15 protein-coding genes are annotated in these 16,540 nt (G+C 64.3%); 13 read left to right on the forward strand and 2 right to left on the reverse strand.

Features of this window, described 5'->3' with window-relative positions:
• Positions 1–2: 2 nt before the first annotated feature.
• The 6 genes from tmk (at position 3) to JF545_RS01255 (ending at position 6,436) form a co-directional block, all read left to right on the forward strand.
• On the forward strand, positions 3–680 hold the full coding sequence (gene tmk, locus JF545_RS01230; protein ID WP_206937441.1) for a dTMP kinase: 678 nt from the start codon (positions 3–5) through the stop codon (positions 678–680).
• Positions 671–1,669, forward strand: a complete 999-nt coding sequence (locus JF545_RS01235) for a DNA polymerase III subunit delta' (protein ID WP_224852037.1) — start codon at positions 671–673, stop codon at positions 1,667–1,669. Before tmk ends, JF545_RS01235 begins: the two co-directional genes overlap by 10 nt.
• A gap of 97 nt (positions 1,670–1,766) precedes the next feature.
• Positions 1,767–2,597: a TatD family hydrolase gene (locus JF545_RS01240; protein ID WP_206937443.1), complete on the forward strand. Its 831-nt coding sequence runs from the start codon at positions 1,767–1,769 to the stop codon at positions 2,595–2,597.
• A gap of 104 nt (positions 2,598–2,701) precedes the next feature.
• A complete protein-coding gene (locus JF545_RS01245; RefSeq protein ID WP_206937444.1) occupies positions 2,702–3,238 on the forward strand; it encodes a DUF1285 domain-containing protein in 537 nt (178 codons plus the stop codon).
• A complete protein-coding gene (locus tag JF545_RS01250; RefSeq protein WP_206937446.1) occupies positions 3,238–5,493 on the forward strand; it encodes an ATP-dependent helicase in 2,256 nt (751 codons plus the stop codon). The genes JF545_RS01245 and JF545_RS01250 overlap by 1 nt, the downstream gene beginning before the upstream one ends.
• A gap of 94 nt (positions 5,494–5,587) precedes the next feature.
• Positions 5,588–6,436, forward strand: a complete 849-nt coding sequence (locus tag JF545_RS01255; protein WP_206937448.1) for a sulfurtransferase — start codon at positions 5,588–5,590, stop codon at positions 6,434–6,436.
• A gap of 51 nt (positions 6,437–6,487) precedes the next feature.
• Here JF545_RS01255 and JF545_RS01260 read toward each other — a convergent pair whose 3' ends face one another.
• The gene (locus JF545_RS01260) at positions 6,488–7,729 is read right to left on the reverse strand and encodes a dicarboxylate/amino acid:cation symporter (protein ID WP_206937452.1); all 1,242 of its coding nucleotides are present in this window, start codon (positions 7,727–7,729) and stop codon (positions 6,488–6,490) included.
• 260 nt (positions 7,730–7,989) lie between these two features.
• On the reverse strand, positions 7,990–9,657 hold the full coding sequence (locus JF545_RS01265) for an electron transfer flavoprotein-ubiquinone oxidoreductase (protein ID WP_206937455.1): 1,668 nt from the start codon (positions 9,655–9,657) through the stop codon (positions 7,990–7,992).
• Between the two features lie 681 nt (positions 9,658–10,338).
• Here JF545_RS01265 and JF545_RS01270 point away from each other — a divergent pair.
• The 7 genes from JF545_RS01270 to JF545_RS01300 all read left to right on the forward strand — a co-directional run bounded on the left by JF545_RS01270 (position 10,339) and on the right by JF545_RS01300 (position 16,521).
• A complete protein-coding gene (locus JF545_RS01270) occupies positions 10,339–11,091 on the forward strand; it encodes an electron transfer flavoprotein subunit beta/FixA family protein (RefSeq protein WP_206937458.1) in 753 nt (250 codons plus the stop codon).
• Positions 11,088–12,014, forward strand: coding sequence for an electron transfer flavoprotein subunit alpha/FixB family protein (locus JF545_RS01275; RefSeq protein ID WP_206937461.1), 927 nt, complete (start codon positions 11,088–11,090; stop codon positions 12,012–12,014). The genes JF545_RS01270 and JF545_RS01275 overlap by 4 nt, the downstream gene beginning before the upstream one ends.
• Before the next feature lie 409 nt (positions 12,015–12,423).
• Positions 12,424–13,239 (forward strand): DUF3450 domain-containing protein, encoded by an 816-nt coding sequence (locus JF545_RS01280; protein WP_242520552.1) that lies wholly within the window; start codon positions 12,424–12,426, stop codon positions 13,237–13,239.
• Positions 13,239–14,792, forward strand: a complete 1,554-nt coding sequence (locus tag JF545_RS01285) for a MotA/TolQ/ExbB proton channel family protein (RefSeq protein ID WP_242520553.1) — start codon at positions 13,239–13,241, stop codon at positions 14,790–14,792. Before JF545_RS01280 ends, JF545_RS01285 begins: the two co-directional genes overlap by 1 nt.
• A complete protein-coding gene (locus tag JF545_RS01290; protein ID WP_206937464.1) occupies positions 14,770–15,309 on the forward strand; it encodes a MotA/TolQ/ExbB proton channel family protein in 540 nt (179 codons plus the stop codon). The genes JF545_RS01285 and JF545_RS01290 overlap by 23 nt, the downstream gene beginning before the upstream one ends.
• Positions 15,302–15,712 (forward strand): ExbD/TolR family protein, encoded by a 411-nt coding sequence (locus JF545_RS01295; RefSeq protein WP_206937467.1) that lies wholly within the window; start codon positions 15,302–15,304, stop codon positions 15,710–15,712. The genes JF545_RS01290 and JF545_RS01295 overlap by 8 nt, the downstream gene beginning before the upstream one ends.
• Positions 15,709–16,521 carry an energy transducer TonB gene (locus JF545_RS01300; protein WP_206937470.1) on the forward strand — a complete coding sequence of 271 codons (813 nt, stop codon included), beginning with the start codon at positions 15,709–15,711 and terminating at the stop codon, positions 16,519–16,521. The genes JF545_RS01295 and JF545_RS01300 overlap by 4 nt, the downstream gene beginning before the upstream one ends.
• The last annotated feature ends 19 nt before the right edge of the window (positions 16,522–16,540 follow it).

Below are 16,540 nucleotides of genomic sequence, written 5' to 3' on the forward strand. Positions count from 1 at the left end.
TCATGACTCACGACAAGCAAGAAAAGGCCGGGTTGCCGCGCGGTCGTTTCATCACCCTGGAAGGAGGAGAGGGGGTCGGCAAGTCCACCAACGTCTCCTTCGTGGTTGCCGAGCTCGAGGCGCGCGGTATCGAGGTGGTGCAGACCCGAGAGCCCGGCGGCACGCCGCGGGCCGAAGCCATACGTGAGCTGCTGCTGGCGGCCGCCGAGGAACCCCTGGACAGCGATGCCGAGCTGCTGCTGGTATTCGCCGCCAGGGCGCAGCATCTTGCTCAACGGATACGTCCGGCGCTGGCACGGGGTGCCTGGGTGGTCTGCGATCGCTTTACCGATGCCACCTTTGCCTATCAAGGTGGAGGTCGAGGGCTGTCCTTTGAACGTATTGCGCTGCTTGAGCGGCTGGTGCAGGCGGAGCTGACTCCCGACCTGACGCTGCTGCTCGATATGCCGTTAGAGGTCGCCGAGCAGCGCCTTGCGGCTCGGCTGGATCGCACCAAGACGTCGCGCGATCGCTTTGAACAGGAGCAGCGCGACTTTTTTGAGCGGGTGCGCCTGGCCTATCTCGCGCGGGCTGAGCAGGATTCACGGCGGGTGGCGACCATCGACGCCGACGGCAGTCTGGACATGGTCCAGCAGCGTATCCGCCTGGTGCTGGACGAGCGAGTGCAGCAATGGACGTAAGGCATGCCATGGCCGAGCCAATGCCGTGGCTGATGCCGCGCTGGCAGGAGTTGGTGAGGCTGATGGACAGCGCAAGGCTGCCCCACGCCGTGCTGCTGTCGGGACCTCGTGGGCTTGGCAAACAGACCCTGGCAGAAGCGCTTATCGCCCGTGCTCTTTGTGCTGCACCTGGCGAGACGGCCTGCGGCCACTGTCACGGCTGTCATATGCTGGCGGCAGGCTACCATCCTGACCTGCTGCGCGTGACGCCTGACGAGGGCAAGCGAATGATCCGCATCGACCCGATTCGTCAGGTCAATGCCTTCGTCTCGCAGACGGCCCAGCAAGGCGGGCGTCGGGTGATCGAGATTCGTCCTGCAGAGGCGATGAACGTGGCCGCCTCGAACGCATTGCTGAAAAGCCTCGAGGAGCCGGGTGAGGACACCCTGTTCGTGCTGGTGTCCGATATGCCGTCCCATTTGCTGCCGACCATTCGTTCTCGCTGCCAGCAGTGGAGCTTGAAGCCCCCCGCGTTGGAGGAATGCCTGCCATGGTTGTCCCGTGAGCTTGGCTCCGACGAGGAAGCGCGTTTCTGGTTTCGCGCGGCCGGAGGCTTGCCGCTGGCCGCCCGTGAGCTGGCCGAGCCAGGGTCACGCAGCCTGCGCCAGCAGCTGCATGAAACCTTTGATGCCCTGGTGCGAGGCGCCGAGCCGGTGGCCGAGGCGGCACGCCTGGACCGCCAGGCCATCGATGCCATCCTGTGGTACGGTATCGCCTGGCTCGAGGACTTGATTCGTCTCGGCCTTTCCGGAGAAGCCGCAGAGCTGCGCAACCCGGATCTGGCGCCGCTGTATCGGCAGGCCGTCAAGAATGCCCGGGTCCGGGACTGGTTTCGCCTGCTCGATTACGCCCGTGAGCAGCGTCGGCTGCTGGCCGAGGGGGGCAACCCCAATCCCCAACTGGTGCTCGAAGCCTGGCTGGTGCGCTGGGCTGCCCTGTTGCGCTCCTGAACGGCGTCAACGTGCGTTGATATCACTTTGCCGAGCAGGCGGCTCTCACCTGGTCGGGTGATCCCTGCCTGCTGTCAGTGTCCGACAAGAGATTCCGATGTTCATAGATTCCCATTGCCATCTCGATCGCCTTTCCGAGGATACCCACGGAGGAGATCTCGACGCCGCCCTGGAGGCGGCGCGTCAGCGTGGTGTGCAGCAGTTCCTGGCGATCAGTGTGACCCTTGAGGGAGCGCAGAATCTTGCCGCCATTCGGGCCCGGCATGCTGACGTCGTCATGTCGGTAGGCGTGCATCCGCTGCATTCGGTCGAGCACGAGCCCACGGTTGCCGATATCGTTGCCTGCGCCAAGGCGCATCAAGCGGTCGCGATCGGCGAGTCCGGCCTCGACTATCATTACGACAGCGTACCGGTCGATGTGCAGCGAGAGCGCTTTATTCGTCATCTCAAGGCGGCGACCGAGCTATCTCTGCCGATCGTGATTCATACGCGTGAGGCGCGGGAGGAAACGCTGGCCCTGATGCGCGAGCATAGCGACCCCTCGGTAGGTGGGGTGCTGCACTGCTTCACTGAAGACCTGGATATGGCCAGGGAAGCCGTGCGGCTAGGGTTCTACATCTCGCTGTCAGGGATCGTCACCTTCCGCAACGCCAAGCAGGTGAAAGAGGTGGCCCGCCGGGTTCCTCTCGATCGTCTGTTGATCGAGACCGACAGTCCTTATCTGGCTCCGGTGCCACACCGCGGCAAGCCTAATGAACCGGCTTGGGTGGTCGAAGTGGCCCAGTGTATCGCCGACGAGCGGGGGATCAGTGTCGAGGAGGTGGCCATGCAGACCACCGCCAACTTCTATCGTCTGTTTCCTGCGGCAGCCCCCGAGGCGCCGGAGGAAATCAAGCAGGCCTTACGTGATGCTGGCTTCGTCGAATAGCTGGCCGTCTTCAATGAGTAGCCGCCTGTGTTTATCGAGTGGGCGCCTGTCTTCATTGAGTAGCCGCCTGTTTTTATCGAGTAGGCGTTAGGGAGAACACGTTCATGCGACTGGATCACATCCTCCAAGGCATTGCTGAATTTGGCGAGCGTCCGCCGCTGGACGAGTGGGCTCCCGCGCTCAGCGGCGAGATGGATCTGGTCATCACCCGTGATGGTCGTTGGGTGCACGAAAGCCGTGATATCGAGCGTCCTGAGCTGGTCAGGCTCTTTGCACGCATCCTTCGGCGTGAGTCAGACGGTCAGTACTATCTGGTCACTCCGGTCGAGAAGTGGCGAATACAGGTAGAGGACACCGCGTTCGTCGTGGTGGATGCCGACTATGTCGACCCCTGCTGGTGGCTGACGACCAATGTGGGCGAGCGTGTGAGTCTGGGGAAAGCGGCGCGGCTGACCCTGACCACCACGCCCATGGGGGAGTGGGTGCCAGAGGTGGGGCTGCCGTTCGGGCTGAGTGCGCGTCTCGGACGCAACGTGTTCTATCGGCTGGTGGAGCTTGCAGAGGTGAAGGAGGCGGATCTGGGCATCCATAGTGAGGGTGTCTGGCAGCCGTTGGGGCGGTTGGAGGGCGAGTCGCGCTGATGTCTGCTGTTGGTGATAGGTTTCCCTCTTCTTCCGCGGACGCTCAAGCGGACACGCTGTGGTCGACGCTAACCCCGGAGCAGCAGGCCGTGGTGTCACATCAGCGCGGTCATGCCAGGGTGGCGGCGGTTGCCGGTGCCGGCAAGACCACCACGCTGGTCGCCAGGGTGTTGCACCTGCTGGCCGGTGGTGCCCAGGCTCGGCGCATGATGGTGCTGATGTTCAACCGAGCCGCGCGGGAAGACTTCCAGCAGCGCTTGGCCGCGATGGCGCCGGCGGGTATCGAGTTGCCCGAGGTGCGCACCTTCCATTCCCTCGGCCATCGACTGACGTCCAGTCTGGTGCGCTGGGGCGCCTTGCCTCGACGGGAACTGCTGACCGCCGACTGGCAGCAGGAGCGGCTGTTACGTCAAGCGACCCTTCAGGCCCTGGAAGACGTCGACGAAGACCGCGACGCGGCGCTGGAGCCAGATCGCATCGAGGAGCTGGCGCATTTCTGCGCGCTGGCCAAGGCCGAGGTCATCGAGCCCCAGATACTGTATGAGCGACTCGAGCTTGGCGATGGAACCCGCCATTTTGTCAGTGCCTTTCACTGTCTCGAAACCCTGATGGCCGACAATGGCGTCATGACCTACTCGGATCTGCTGTTCCGTCCCTTGCTGGCACTGGAAGGAGACGAGGGGTTGCGGCGTCGCGTGCAGGGGTTTCTCGACCACGTCATCATTGATGAATACCAGGACATCAATGCCGCCCAGCAGCGGTTACTGGCAGTGCTCGCCGGTACCCGGGCAGATGTCATGGCCGTGGGGGATGCCAACCAGTGCATCTATGAGTGGCGAGGGGCGCATCCCGACGCCATGCTCGATAACTTTACCCAGGTATTTGGCGCGGCGACCGACTACCCGCTGTCCACCACCTTTCGTCATGGTCATGCCCTGGCCCTGGCCGCCAATCATGCCATCGCCGGCAATGGCCGGGGGGCGGATCAGCTGTGTATCGCCGGGCCCAGCACGCCCCAGACCAGCCTGTCGGTGGCCCGAGGCGCGAGCGCCTTTCTGGAGACACTGGCGGCGTGGCAGCAGCAGGGCCGCTGTCTCAGCGACGCCTGCCTGCTGGTGCGCAGCTGGACCCTGTCGGTGCCTTTGCAGCTGGCGCTGTTGCGAGAAGGCATTCCCTTTCGCCTGGCCCGTGAAGACCGGTTCGTCTTCCGCCTTCCGTTGGTCGAGGCCCTGGCCGGTTATCTATCTCTTGCCCTGTGGCCGGAGCAGCTGCGCGATCCTGCCGCGTTGATGCCGATGTTCGCCCAGCCGACCTGCTTTGTGCCCCGGGAGGTGCTGTCCTCGCTGGTACAGCGCCTGGCCGAGACCCAGGCTTGGCCGGGGCCGGGTGATGCCCTGCTTGAGCGGCTCAAACCTCATCAGAAGCGCACGCTGAAGCGTCGCTGGGCGCTGCTGTGCGAGCTGCCTCGACTGTCGCGCCTGAGTGCGGATGCGCTGCTGGAGCACGTTGTCGCCGAAGTCGAGGCCGAAAAGGTGCTCAAGCGAGCCGCATCGCGACGTGACAAGGGCGAGGAGGACGTGCGCCTGCTCGACGTGCTGATCGAGCAGGCGCGCGAGGTCAAGGACGTCGCCACCTTCATCGAGCTGTTGCGACGACCGGTGGAAAACCAGGAACAGGGCGTGCTGATCAATACCGTGCATGGCGCCAAGGGACTGGAATGGCCGTTGGTGATCGTCGGCTCCGTCAATGAAGAAGACTTCCCGCACTACAGTCGCGACAACCCGCTATCGCCTCAACGACTCGAGGAAGAGCGTCGCCTGTACTACGTCGCCATTACCCGCGCCATCGAGCGGCTGGTCGTGTTGCATGACGGTGGCGACCACCGGCCGAGTCGTTTCATTCAGGAAAGCGCCTGCCAGGACGCCAGCGCGGTGGCCGAGGCTCTGTATGCTGGCACCAGTGAAGCGCCGCCGGCACCGTCGGAGCCTCTCAAGGTGGCGGCGCCGGCTCTGATCCAGCGCTACCTGGCGGCGATCGGTCAGAGCCTGACGCTCTCCGCGGCGGAGCGGGCCCGCGCTGACGGCGAGTATCGTGTCGGTGAGCGTGTTCGCCATGGGGTCTTTGGTGACGGCGAGGTCGCCGTCGTCGAAGGAGATCCTGCCAATCCGGTCATCGAAGTGCGTTTTGACCACGCCGGCAAGCGCCGACTGATCGCTCGCCGTGCCCCCATCGAGCGGCTGGGCCATCCCGCCTGAGCGCCGTCTTCCAAGGGTGACGCTAGCCTGTGACGTTGGCGTTGTGGACGGCAACGCCTATGCTGTCGGTTCCTTTGTCGAAACGGAGTTCGCCATGGTGCATCCATTGATCGATGCCGAGACCCTGCGCCAGGAACTGGAAAGCGAGACACCGCCGCTCGTGCTGGACTGTCGGGTTCGGCTTGGAGATCCCCAGGCTGGCGCGGCGTTGTGGCGACAGGCCCACGTGCCGGGTAGCCTGCATCTCGACCTGGACCGTGATCTATCCGGTCCGAGCGACGGTCCTGGCGGGCGGCACCCGCTGCCCACCCAAAGCGATTTTGCCGCCTCCCTGCAGCGGCTCGGGGTATCGCCACAGCAGCCGCTGGTAGTGGTGGATGACACCTCCGGTCAGCTGGCCGCTGCACGGGCCTGGTGGATGCTGTCGATATGGGCGGGTCACCCCCATGTCAGGCTGCTGGATGGCGGCCTGGGCGCCTGGGAAGAGATTGCCGGGGACTGGGAGGTTGGCGAGGCTGCTCCGCGGGAGCCGTCGAGCTGGCAGCCTGAGTTCGACACCAGCGGCATCGTCTCCCTGAATGAGCTGGTGGCAAGCGAGGTGCTGAAGGTGGATGCCAGGGCAGGAGAGCGGTTTCGCGGTGAAGTGGAGCCGCTGGACCCCCGCGCGGGCCACATACCCGGCGCCGTCAGCCGGCCCTGCAGCCTGAATCTGGACGAACATGGACGCTTCAAGCCGGCCGAGGCGCTCGACCGCGAACTGCCCCAGGCCGATAGCATCGTCGCCTATTGCGGTTCTGGGGTGACCGCCTGTCATAACCTGCTGGCCTATCGGCTTGCCGGACGTCCGCTGCCCCGGCTCTATGTCGGTTCATGGAGCGAGTGGAGCAGCGATCCGGCGCTGCCCGCCGAGGTAGGCCCGTCAGCATCACCATCGCCGGACTGACGTGGGATGGTGACCGCTGACGGGGCAGGCCAGGGCGTCAGGAGGAGGGTGTCAGGAGGAGGGCGACCGGGGGGCAGAACTGGCCGGTACCTCGTCGCCAGGGCGCCGTTCAAGTCGCGCCAGCAGCATGGCGTTGGCGGTGTTCCCCATCACGTTCAAGGCGGTGCGGAAGCCATCGGTAAAGCGGTCCACGCCGGCCACGACCGCAACGCCTTCCAGCGGCAAGCCTGCGGCAGACAGCACGGTGCTCATGGCAACCAGGCCGGCACCGGGCACCCCGGCGGTGGAGAATGACACCAGCAGGCCGGTCGCAAAGATGGTGGCCGCCAGCGTAAGCGTGATGTCGACTCCGAACAGCTGGGCAACGAACAGCGCGTTGAAGCCTTGCAGCACCGCAGCACCATCACGCTTGAGCGCCGTGCCGAAGGGTAGGGCAAAGGCGCTCAGCTGACTGGGTGCGCCGTAATCTCTGGCGTTGTTGAGGGCGATGGGTAGGGTGGCATTGGAACTTGCCGTACCCAGGGCGAAGCTCAGCGCCTCGCCGAAGTGGCGCAGGTAGGCCAAGGGGCGCGCACCGGCAACGGCCAGCAGCGCCAGGTAGAAGACCGCCATGGCCGCAATGGCCGCAAGCAGACCGACGACGTAAAGCCCCAGTTTCAATAGCAGGTCGAAGCCTTGGGTCGCCACCACCGAGGCGATCAAGGCAAACACCCCGATCGGGGCCAGGCGCAGCACCATCGACAGGATCTTCAGGGTGATGTTGTAGCCGCTCTGCAGCACGTCGATCAAGGGCCGGCTCTGCTCCGGTAGCTGACGCGCAGCAATGCCAACCATGGCCGCTGCCAGGATGATCTGCAGCAGGTTGGCCTGGGCCAGAGCTTCGAAGGGATTTTTCGGTACCAGGCCCACAAGCCATTGGGCGAGGGGCGTTGGGTCCCTTGCCTCGATGCTGGCAGAGCCGGCGCCGTCGACGCCGAGGCCAGGTGTCAGCCAGGCGGCGACCCCCATGCCGATGGCCAGAGCGACGGCGCTGGTGACAACGTAAAGCAGCAGCAGTTTGCCGGCGTAGCGGCCAACGTTCTCGCTGCGATCCACCTGGGTGAAGCTCAGTACCAGAGCGCAGAAGACCAGAGGCACCACGATGAACTGCAGCAGGCGCAGGAAGATCTGGCCCAAGGGGGTCAGCAGCTGGGTATCCAGCGCCGCCGCGAGCTCAGGAATGAACAGATTGATACCACCGCCGGCCACGATCCCGAGGATCAGGGCCAGCAGTATTTGACGGGTATGGGCCATGCTATCTCCCGGTGAAGAGGTTCGAGTTGGGGCTCACCCCCCGAGTGGCGAGCAAGCCAGTCGTCTACAGAGGTGGCTCTGGCTCAGCGTTGAGGGCGTCTGGCCCAGATGAGCGGGGGCACACTATTGAGTGCCGCCAAGCGCTTGGCAAGCGTTCCAATAGACCGATTTGTTATGACGTTAATGTCTTGTCACGAAACAAAAAAGCGGACGGGGTTTGCCCGTCCGCTGATGTCTTGCAGTGCCGCCTAAGCCGAGCGTCACATATTCGGGTAGTTGGGCCCACCGCCGCCCTCTGGGGCGACCCAGGTAATGTTCTGGGCAGGATCCTTGATGTCACAGGTCTTGCAGTGCACGCAGTTCTGGAAGTTGATCTGGAAGCGTGGGCTGCCGTCTTCACCTTCGACCACTTCGTAGACACCGGCCGGGCAGTAGCGCTGTGCGGGCTCGGCGTACTCGGGGAGATTCTTGTGAATCGGAATGGCCGGGTCGGTCAGGCGCAGGTGGCAGGGCTGGTCTTCCTCGTGATTGGTGTTGGAGAGGAACACCGAGGACGATTTGTCGAAGGACAGCTTACCATCCGGCTTGGGGTAGTCGATCTTCTCGAACTGACTCGCCGGCTTTAGCGCAGCGTGATCCGGCGTGGTGTCATGCACGCGTGGAAGCTTGCCGCCAAGAAGCTGATCAACGAAGTTGTAGGCGCCGCCGCCGACGGTGCCATACTTGTGAATGGCGGGGCCAAAGCTGGCGCTTTGCTCGAGCTCCTTGTAGGCCCAGCTGTCCTGCCAGCGGCGCTCGAAAGTGCTCAGCTCGTCGCCACCTTCAGCGGCCTGTGCCAGGGCGTCAAAGACGCTTTCGGCCGCCACCAGGCCGGACTTCATGGCGGTATGGATGCCCTTGATCTTGGCGAAGTTCAGGGTGCCGGCGTCGCAACCGATCAACAGACCACCCGGGAAGGTCATCTTGGGCAGGCAGTTGAGCCCGCCCTTGGCAATCGCGCGGGCGCCGTAGGCCACTCGCTTGCCCCCCTGCAGATGCTGGCTCAGCACGGGATGGTGCTTCATGCGCTGGAATTCGTCGAAGGGCGAGAGGTAAGGGTTCTGGTATCCCAGGTCCATGATCAGGCCGACGACGACCTGCTGGTTCTCGGCGTGGTAGAGGAACCAGCCGCCATGACTGTCCTTGTCGAGAGGCCAGCCAGAGCCATGCAGGACGAGGCCGGGTTGGTGCTGCTCGGCGGGCACATCCCACAGCTCCTTCAGGCCAATGCCGTAGTGCTGGGGGTCCTTGCCGGCATCAAGCTGGAACTCGCGAATCAGGCGTTTACCAATGTGGCCCCGTGCGCCCTCTGCAAACAGCGTGTACTTGGCCCGCAGTTCCATGCCGGGCATGTAGCCGCCTTTTTCGCTGCCGTCTGCGGCGACCCCCATATCGCCAATAAGAATGCCGCGGACCACACCATCCTCGACGATGGCGTCCTGTGCGGCGAAGCCGGGGAAAATTTCCACGCCCAGTGATTCGGCTTGCTCCGCCAGCCAGCGGCAAAGATTGCCGGCGCTGATGACATAGCGGGTCAGGTCGCCACCGGTGTTGTGCATGGACTTCGGCACCAGCGCGTTGGGCAGTTTCTGGGCCTTCTCGGCGTCCTTGAGCAAGTAGACTTCATCGCGGGTGGCTGGAGTGGACAGCGGAGCGCCGCGCTCCTCCCAGTCGGGGAACAGTTCAAACAGGGCGCGGGGCTCGAGCACTGCACCGGAAAGAATATGAGCGCCGACCTCTGAGCCTTTCTCGACAACGCACACCGTAAGTTCCTGCTCTGCCTCATTGGCTTGCTGCATCAAGCGGCATGCGGCGGCGAGGCCAGAGGGGCCGGCGCCAACGATGACCACATCAAACTCCATGGTGTCGCGTTCTACTTGTTCTGACATCTGGTGCTTTCCTCCTCAGGAAGACGCCGGCTGCCACCAACGTCTTACAGATTTTAAACGGTCGTTTGCTTCACGGTATAACTCATGATAGGCATAATAGCGTCGTCAGGTCATCCTTACGATGGTCGACTGTTGGCACAGCGCAGGGCGCCTTGCTGGGGATTGTTGCGCACGGCCGGGCTGTGGCACATTGAAGGAGCCGCTGCAGGCCCTATCAAACGCTTGCGTGAAGCGCCGCGACCTCGGGGCCGAGTCCACGCAGACGCCGGAATGAAAGGCGTTGGCGCGTTGGAGCGAGGTTGTTGGTGGGCCACGACGACGGTGGGAGAGGACCTGGCAGCGCTGTGTCAGGCAGGTAGCGGATGCTGCCCAGGGTGTTGCGTTATGCGCTAACTCCATGAGTGCATAGCGAAATGTTCTTGAATCGGCGGCTTGATGCAAGACGTCGAAGGGTGAGTCGATAGATAGTCGGCTCGCCGGTGTAGCGCTCAAGTGTGCAGAGGAAGCGTCGGTAGCGGGGAGTGCCCCAGCGGCGTCGGGGTCAGGGCAGCGCCCGGTGCTCGGCCGTGCTGTATGCCGGCGAGCGTGGCGGCTCTGTCGGGGGCGACACACCGTGCCAGCGTTTTCTTGAGGATTCCTTCCTTTTATTCAGGGTTCCCCAGTGAACCAAGTGAGGACGACATGAAAGTACTCGTCGCGGTCAAACGCGTCATTGATTACAACGTCAAGATTCGCGTCAAGCCGGACGGCAGTGATGTGGACCTGACCAACGTCAAGATGGCCATGAATCCTTTCTGCGAAATCGCCGTGGAAGAGGCCGTCCGACTCAAGGAGCAGGGCGTAGCGACCGAAGTCGTGGCGGTGACCGTTGGTCCCAAGGCGGCCCAGGAGCAGCTTCGCACCGCCTTGGCGTTAGGAGCTGACCGTGCCATTCACGTCGAGAGCGACGAGCGAGTGGAATCCCTGGGCGCCGCCAAGGCGCTGGCCAAGGTGGTCGAGAAGGAGGCGCCGCAGCTGGTGATTCTCGGCAAGCAGGCCATCGATTCCGACAACAACCAGACCGGCCAGATGCTGGCGGCCCTGACGGGCATGCCTCAGGGTACCTTCGCGTCCGCGGTGGAAGTGGAAGGTGAGACACTGAAGGTGGTGCGCGAGATTGACGGCGGACTGCAGACCGTTGCGCTCAAGCTGCCGGCCGTCGTGACGACCGACCTGCGCCTGAACGAGCCGCGCTACGCCAAGTTGCCTGACATCATGAAGGCGAAGAAGAAGCCCTTGGACGTGCTGACCCCGGCAGAGCTCGGAGTCGAGGTGGCCAGCGGGCTTACCCTGGTCAAGGTCGAGCCGCCGGCCGAGCGCCAGGGCGGTGTCAAGGTAGGCTCCGTGGATGAGCTGGTCGACAAACTGAAGAACGAAGCGAAGGTGATTGCATGAGCATCCTGGTTCTCGCAGAACATCATGACGGTCAGCTGGCTGACGCCACCGCCCACGTGGTTGCTGCTGCTCAGGCCATCGGTGGCGACATCGATGTGCTGGTGGCGGGTCAGGATCTGGGCAGTATTGCCGAGGCAGCGGCCAAGCTGGACGGCGTGGCGCGGGTGCGGGTAGCCGACAGCGAGGTCTTTGCCCATCAGCTGGCCGAGCCTCTGGCGGACCTGTTGGTCTCCCTGGCGGATGATTACAGTCACGTTCTGGCGGCGGCCTCCACCACCGGCAAGAACGTGCTGCCGCGCTTGGCGGCATTGAAGGACGTTGCGCAGATCTCCGAGATCATCGCGGTGGAAAGCGCCGATACCTTCAAGCGCCCGATCTACGCAGGCAACGCGATCGCGACCGTCCAGAGCGGCGACGCGCTGAAGGTGATTACCGTTCGTTCCACCGCCTTCGACGCCGTGGCGCAGGAAGGCAGTGCCAGCGTGGAAGCAGTCGACGCCGCTGTCGATAACGCACTGTCGAGCTTTGTCGGCGAGGAGCTGGCCAAGAGCGACCGTCCCGAGCTGGGTGCCGCACGAGTGGTCGTCTCCGGCGGCCGCGGTATGGGAAGCGGCGAGAACTTCAAGATTCTCGATAGCGTTGCCGACAAGCTGGGTGCTGCCATCGGTGCCTCGCGTGCGGCCGTGGATGCGGGCTTTGTCCCCAACGACATGCAGGTCGGCCAGACCGGCAAGATTGTCGCGCCGGATCTGTACATTGCCGTAGGCATCAGTGGCGCCATTCAGCACCTGGCGGGGATGAAAGATTCCAAGGTCATTGTGGCGATCAACAAGGATGAGGAGGCCCCCATCTTCCAGGTCGCTGACTACGGCTTGGTGGCGGATCTGTTCGAAGCGATTCCGGAGCTCGACAGCAAGCTGTAAGCGCATTTTCTGTGCGCCTGGTACGACGCCGCGGCCATTGGGCCGCGGCGTTTTTTTTGGCGCTGGCGCCGCAGCAGGGGACGGGCTCAGCAGCGGGGGCAGATCGCGTGGCCTGCTGTACCCGAGGCTCCTGCGGGGACGACAGGACAGCCGGCAGCGCTCCTGGAGGCTTGCCGGATGTCTGCAGGCTCGGCCTAGGCTGTGCAGCACCGCAACTCCAGGGGATGGCGTTTGGCGATTGATGCGCCGACGGTCCTGGGCTGGAGGGGCATCTGGACAGGGGGAAGCGGGGTATGTCCTTGTCTCGCATTGATAACTATTCGTGTTTCGGGTACTGTCTCTGCATTTGACGCGGCACGTCGATCCGACCGGGATGCGGCGAGCGAGACGGTATGGCGGAGGCCGAGGAATGGCGAAGACAGATCTGCGGGCATGGCTCAATGTCGGCACGGCAAGCTCAGGGCGAGCGGCGGTCAGCGCAGTGGCGTTGATGGTGGGGCTCGGCGTGAGTGGGGCAGCATGGGCGCAGTCAGAGCAGGCCAGTGGCGATGGTGAAGCCTTGGAGGCGCAGCGCACTCAGGCCGAACTGCAGCAGCGTATCGACGCTGCCGACGAAACGGTTCGCGAACGCATCGCCGAGCTGCGTCAGGCCGAACAGGAAGCGGAGCGTCTGGCGGCTTACAACGATTCGCTGGCGCCCCAGCTCGAGCGGTTGGCCACTACTCTGGACGAGCGCCGGGCGGGCATGGCCACCATGTCGGCGACCAGAGAAGCCTTGCCGGGTGTGCTCAGCGAGATGACCGAGCGTCTGGACCGATGGGTAGAGCAAGACATTCCCTTTCTGCACAGCGAGCGTAGCGCCCGGGTGACATCACTCGAGAACAGTCTGTCGAGCCCACAGCTGTCTAGCGCTGAAAAGCTGGAGCGGGTGGTCGCGGCCTGGCAGGCCGAATTGGCCTATGGGCGCGAGCTGGATGCATGGCGCGGCACCCTTGAGCAGGCAGATAGTCGTCGCGAGGTGGACTATCTGCGCCTGGGGCGGGTCGGCTGGTACTACCTGACGCCTGACGGCCATGAGGGCGGGGTGTGGCAGCAGGGCGAGTGGCAGCCTTTGAGCGCCGCGCAGCGCGATCAGGTCGAGAAGGGCATGCAGATTGTTCGTGATCAGCGTGCCCCGGACTTGCTCGAACTTCCCCTGTCACAATTAGGCGAGGAGGCCAACTGATGTTCTCTCCGATGAATGGCTCTCGTCATGGCGACGCCCACACCCGTAATGCGGGGGGAGTCGTGTCCCGCCCGTCCATGGCACGGTGCCGCACAGCGTTGGTGGCGGCGCTGTTGTCGACCGTCTCGCTGGCGGCGACTGCGCAGCAGAATAATGAGCAAGCGCAGCAGAATAATGAGCAAGCACAGCAGGATAATGGCCAGGCGCAGCAGGATAGTGAACAGACGCAAGTCGGCGAGCTGCCGCTCGCCACGTTCAAGCTAGAGCGTGAGGCCGCAGAGGCACGTGATCGAGAGCGCCTGGCTGGGCTCGTAGATGACAGCGAGGCGCTTGCCGCCGCTCTTGCGGACGCGCAGCAGCGCCGCGACGCCGCCCGCGCCGAACGTGAGCGGCTGGAGTCCGACATGGCCGAGACTCGCGCTGCGTTGGACGAGATCTCCGCCGCGCGAGACGCCGAGGGAGGAGACTTGACCGCGGTATTTTCCGCGGTGGCAGGTGCCACTGGCGAGCTACGAGATGAGCTGGGCCAGAGCTGGCTGACGTTAGGTGCCGAGACAGCGTTGCCGCCGCGTCTCGACGATGAGGCGATTCTCACCGTCCAGCATATCGAGGCGCTTGCCGATAGCCTGATGGGCATGACCGCAGAGACTGCCAAGGTGCGTCAGATAGAAGCGCCGGTGGCGGCATCCAATGGCGAGGTCGCCAGTCGTCCGGTGACCCGGGTGGGTGATCTGATGGCATTTTCTCAGGGCGAGCTGCTGGAACGGGTTGGCGAAGAGGGTCGCCTGGCGGCGGTGGAGCACACGCCGACGGCGGTGCGTAAAGCACTGACCGCCTACCAGGCCGGGGAGTCCGCCAACCTGCCCGTCGACCCTGCTGACGGTCGCGTTGTCGAGGCACTGTCGCGACAGCCCAGCCTGGTTGAGCGCTTCCACCAGGGCGGAGCGGTCGGCTATGTGGTCGTGGCGCTTGGCGTGCTGGGGCTGCTGGTAGCGGTTGGCCAGTACCTCTATCTGCTGAGGGTCAGCGTGACGACTCGACGTCAGCTTTCCAGCATGGAAAGCCTGCGCTCCGACAACCCGCTCGGGCGCGTGCTGTCCCGTTTCCACGCCTTTGGTGCAGATCATGCGCCCGAGGCGCTGGAGGCGCGCCTGGACGAGTGTCTGCTGGCGGAACAACCTCGCCTGGAGCGCGGCCAAGCGCTGGTCAAGATGCTGGCGGCGGTGGCCCCGTTGCTCGGCCTGCTGGGTACGGTGACGGGCATGATCGTGACGTTTCAGTCAATCACGGTGTTTGGTACTGGAGATCCCCAGCTGATGGCGGGGGGGATCAGCCAGGCGCTGGTGACCACCGTGCTGGGCTTGATCACTGCGGTGCCTCTGCTGTTTGCCCACACTGCGCTGGCGTCACGTTCACGCTCGCTGATCGGCACGATGGAAGGAAAGGCCAGTGCCGTGTTGGCTGACCGTCTGGAAACTCGCGCGGCGCCGGTGAGTGGGACCTCCACACAGCAGCAAGGAAGCAGGCAGCATGCCGACTCACCCCTGGCTTGAGCCCCTTTATTGGCTAGTCGACGCCGGTGGGCCAGTGCTGGTGGGTATCGCCGTGGTCGCCATGCTGCTGTTTTCGGTCGGGCTCGAGCGCTGGTGGTTTTTCCGCTTTCACTATCGCCCCGCGCGGGCCGCGCTGATGCGGCGCTGGGTAGAACGTCATGATCATGTCAGCTGGAGCGCTCGCACCCTGCGTGAGACCTGGGTGACGGAGTTGATTCGGCGTCTGCGTGGACCGCTTCCCTGGCTCAAGCTGCTGGTGGTGATCTGCCCGCTGCTGGGCCTTCTTGGCACGGTGACCGGCATGATCACGGTGTTCGACAGCCTGTCCCTGGCGGACAGCAATCAGGCCCGAGCCATGGCGGATGGGGTGGCGAGAGCGACGCTCCCGACGTTGACCGGCATGGCGGTGTCCGTGGTTGGCCTGCTGTTTATCACACGACTCGAACATATCATCCGGCGCGAGGATCAGCGGTTGCATGATCGCCTGGCCCGTGCCGCGGAGGACGCACATGCGTAGACGTCGACTGTCCGCCGGCGCCGAAGAATCCAGCGAGGTCAATCTGACCCCCATGCTGGATGTGGTCTTCATCATGCTGATCTTCTTCATCGTCACCACCAGCTTCATCAAGGAGAGTGGTGTCGAGATCGAAAGGCCAGAGTCATCGGCCGCGTCGGCAAGGCCTGACGTGCAGGTGCTGGTGGCCATTACTCCGGAGGGAGCCCTCTGGGTCGATGGGCAGCCCGTGGACATTCACCGTGTAGGCACGACAGTGGCCGGCATGCTGTCTGATGACGGTTCCGTGGTGATACAGGCGGATCGTAACGCGGCGACCGGTGTGCTGATCGAGACCATGGACCGTTTGCGTGATGCTGGCGTGGACAAGGTCGCGGTAGCGGCGGAGAGGAGCTCCGACGCATGAGGCGAGTGGTAGCCCTGATCGCGGGAGGCCTGTTGACGCTGGCACTGTTTGCGCTGCTGGCACTCCTGGTGTTGCCGCCGGAGTCGGAGCCTGAGCTGAGAGAAGAGATCACGCTGTCGCTGGCCGAGCCGGTGGCACCCCAGGCAGAGGCGCCGGCGGAGTCATCAGCGGCATCGTCGGCAGCGCCACCGCCGCCGCCCCCGGTGCAGGCCGCACCAGCGCCACCTGCACCGGCGCAATCGGCAGTCAGCGAAATACGCTTGCCGGACCCGGAAGTGGTGCCGCCCAAGCGGGAGGTCCAGACCCTGGACAGTCGCTTGCCGGAGCTGACAGAAACGCCGCCGGAGCCCAAGCCGCAGCCGCGACCAGAGCCGCGACCAGAGCCTCAGCCTGAGCCCCAACCTCGCCCCGAGCCGACACCGCAGCCGGTGGCGACCCCGGCACCTTCGCCTTCGCCTGCGCCCACCCAGGCGTCCAGCGGCAGCGGCAGTGCCGCCAGCGCGGGGGCCGGGGCAGCAGCGCCCGCGTCCAATGAGCCGGTCGATGTGGGGACGTCAGCCCGTGCCACGCGCAAGGTGCCGCCGGAGTATCCGCGTCGGGCGCAGCGTCGGGGACTCGAAGGTTACGTGGTCATGCAGTTCATTATTCGTTCCGACGGCAGCGTCGATCGCGGCAGCATTCAGGTGGTCGATGCCAGTCCACGAAGAGTGTTTGAGGACGCCGCACGGCAAGCCATTGCAGGCTGGCAGTTCGAGACAGCCTCCGGCCTGCGCCGGGCGCGCCAGCGTCTCGAGTTCCAGTTGAGGTAACGCCGGTGATGAAACCAGC

Origin of the sequence: Halomonas litopenaei (assembly GCF_017303055.1) — a bacterium.
Lineage (GTDB): Bacteria > Pseudomonadota > Gammaproteobacteria > Pseudomonadales > Halomonadaceae > Halomonas > Halomonas litopenaei_A.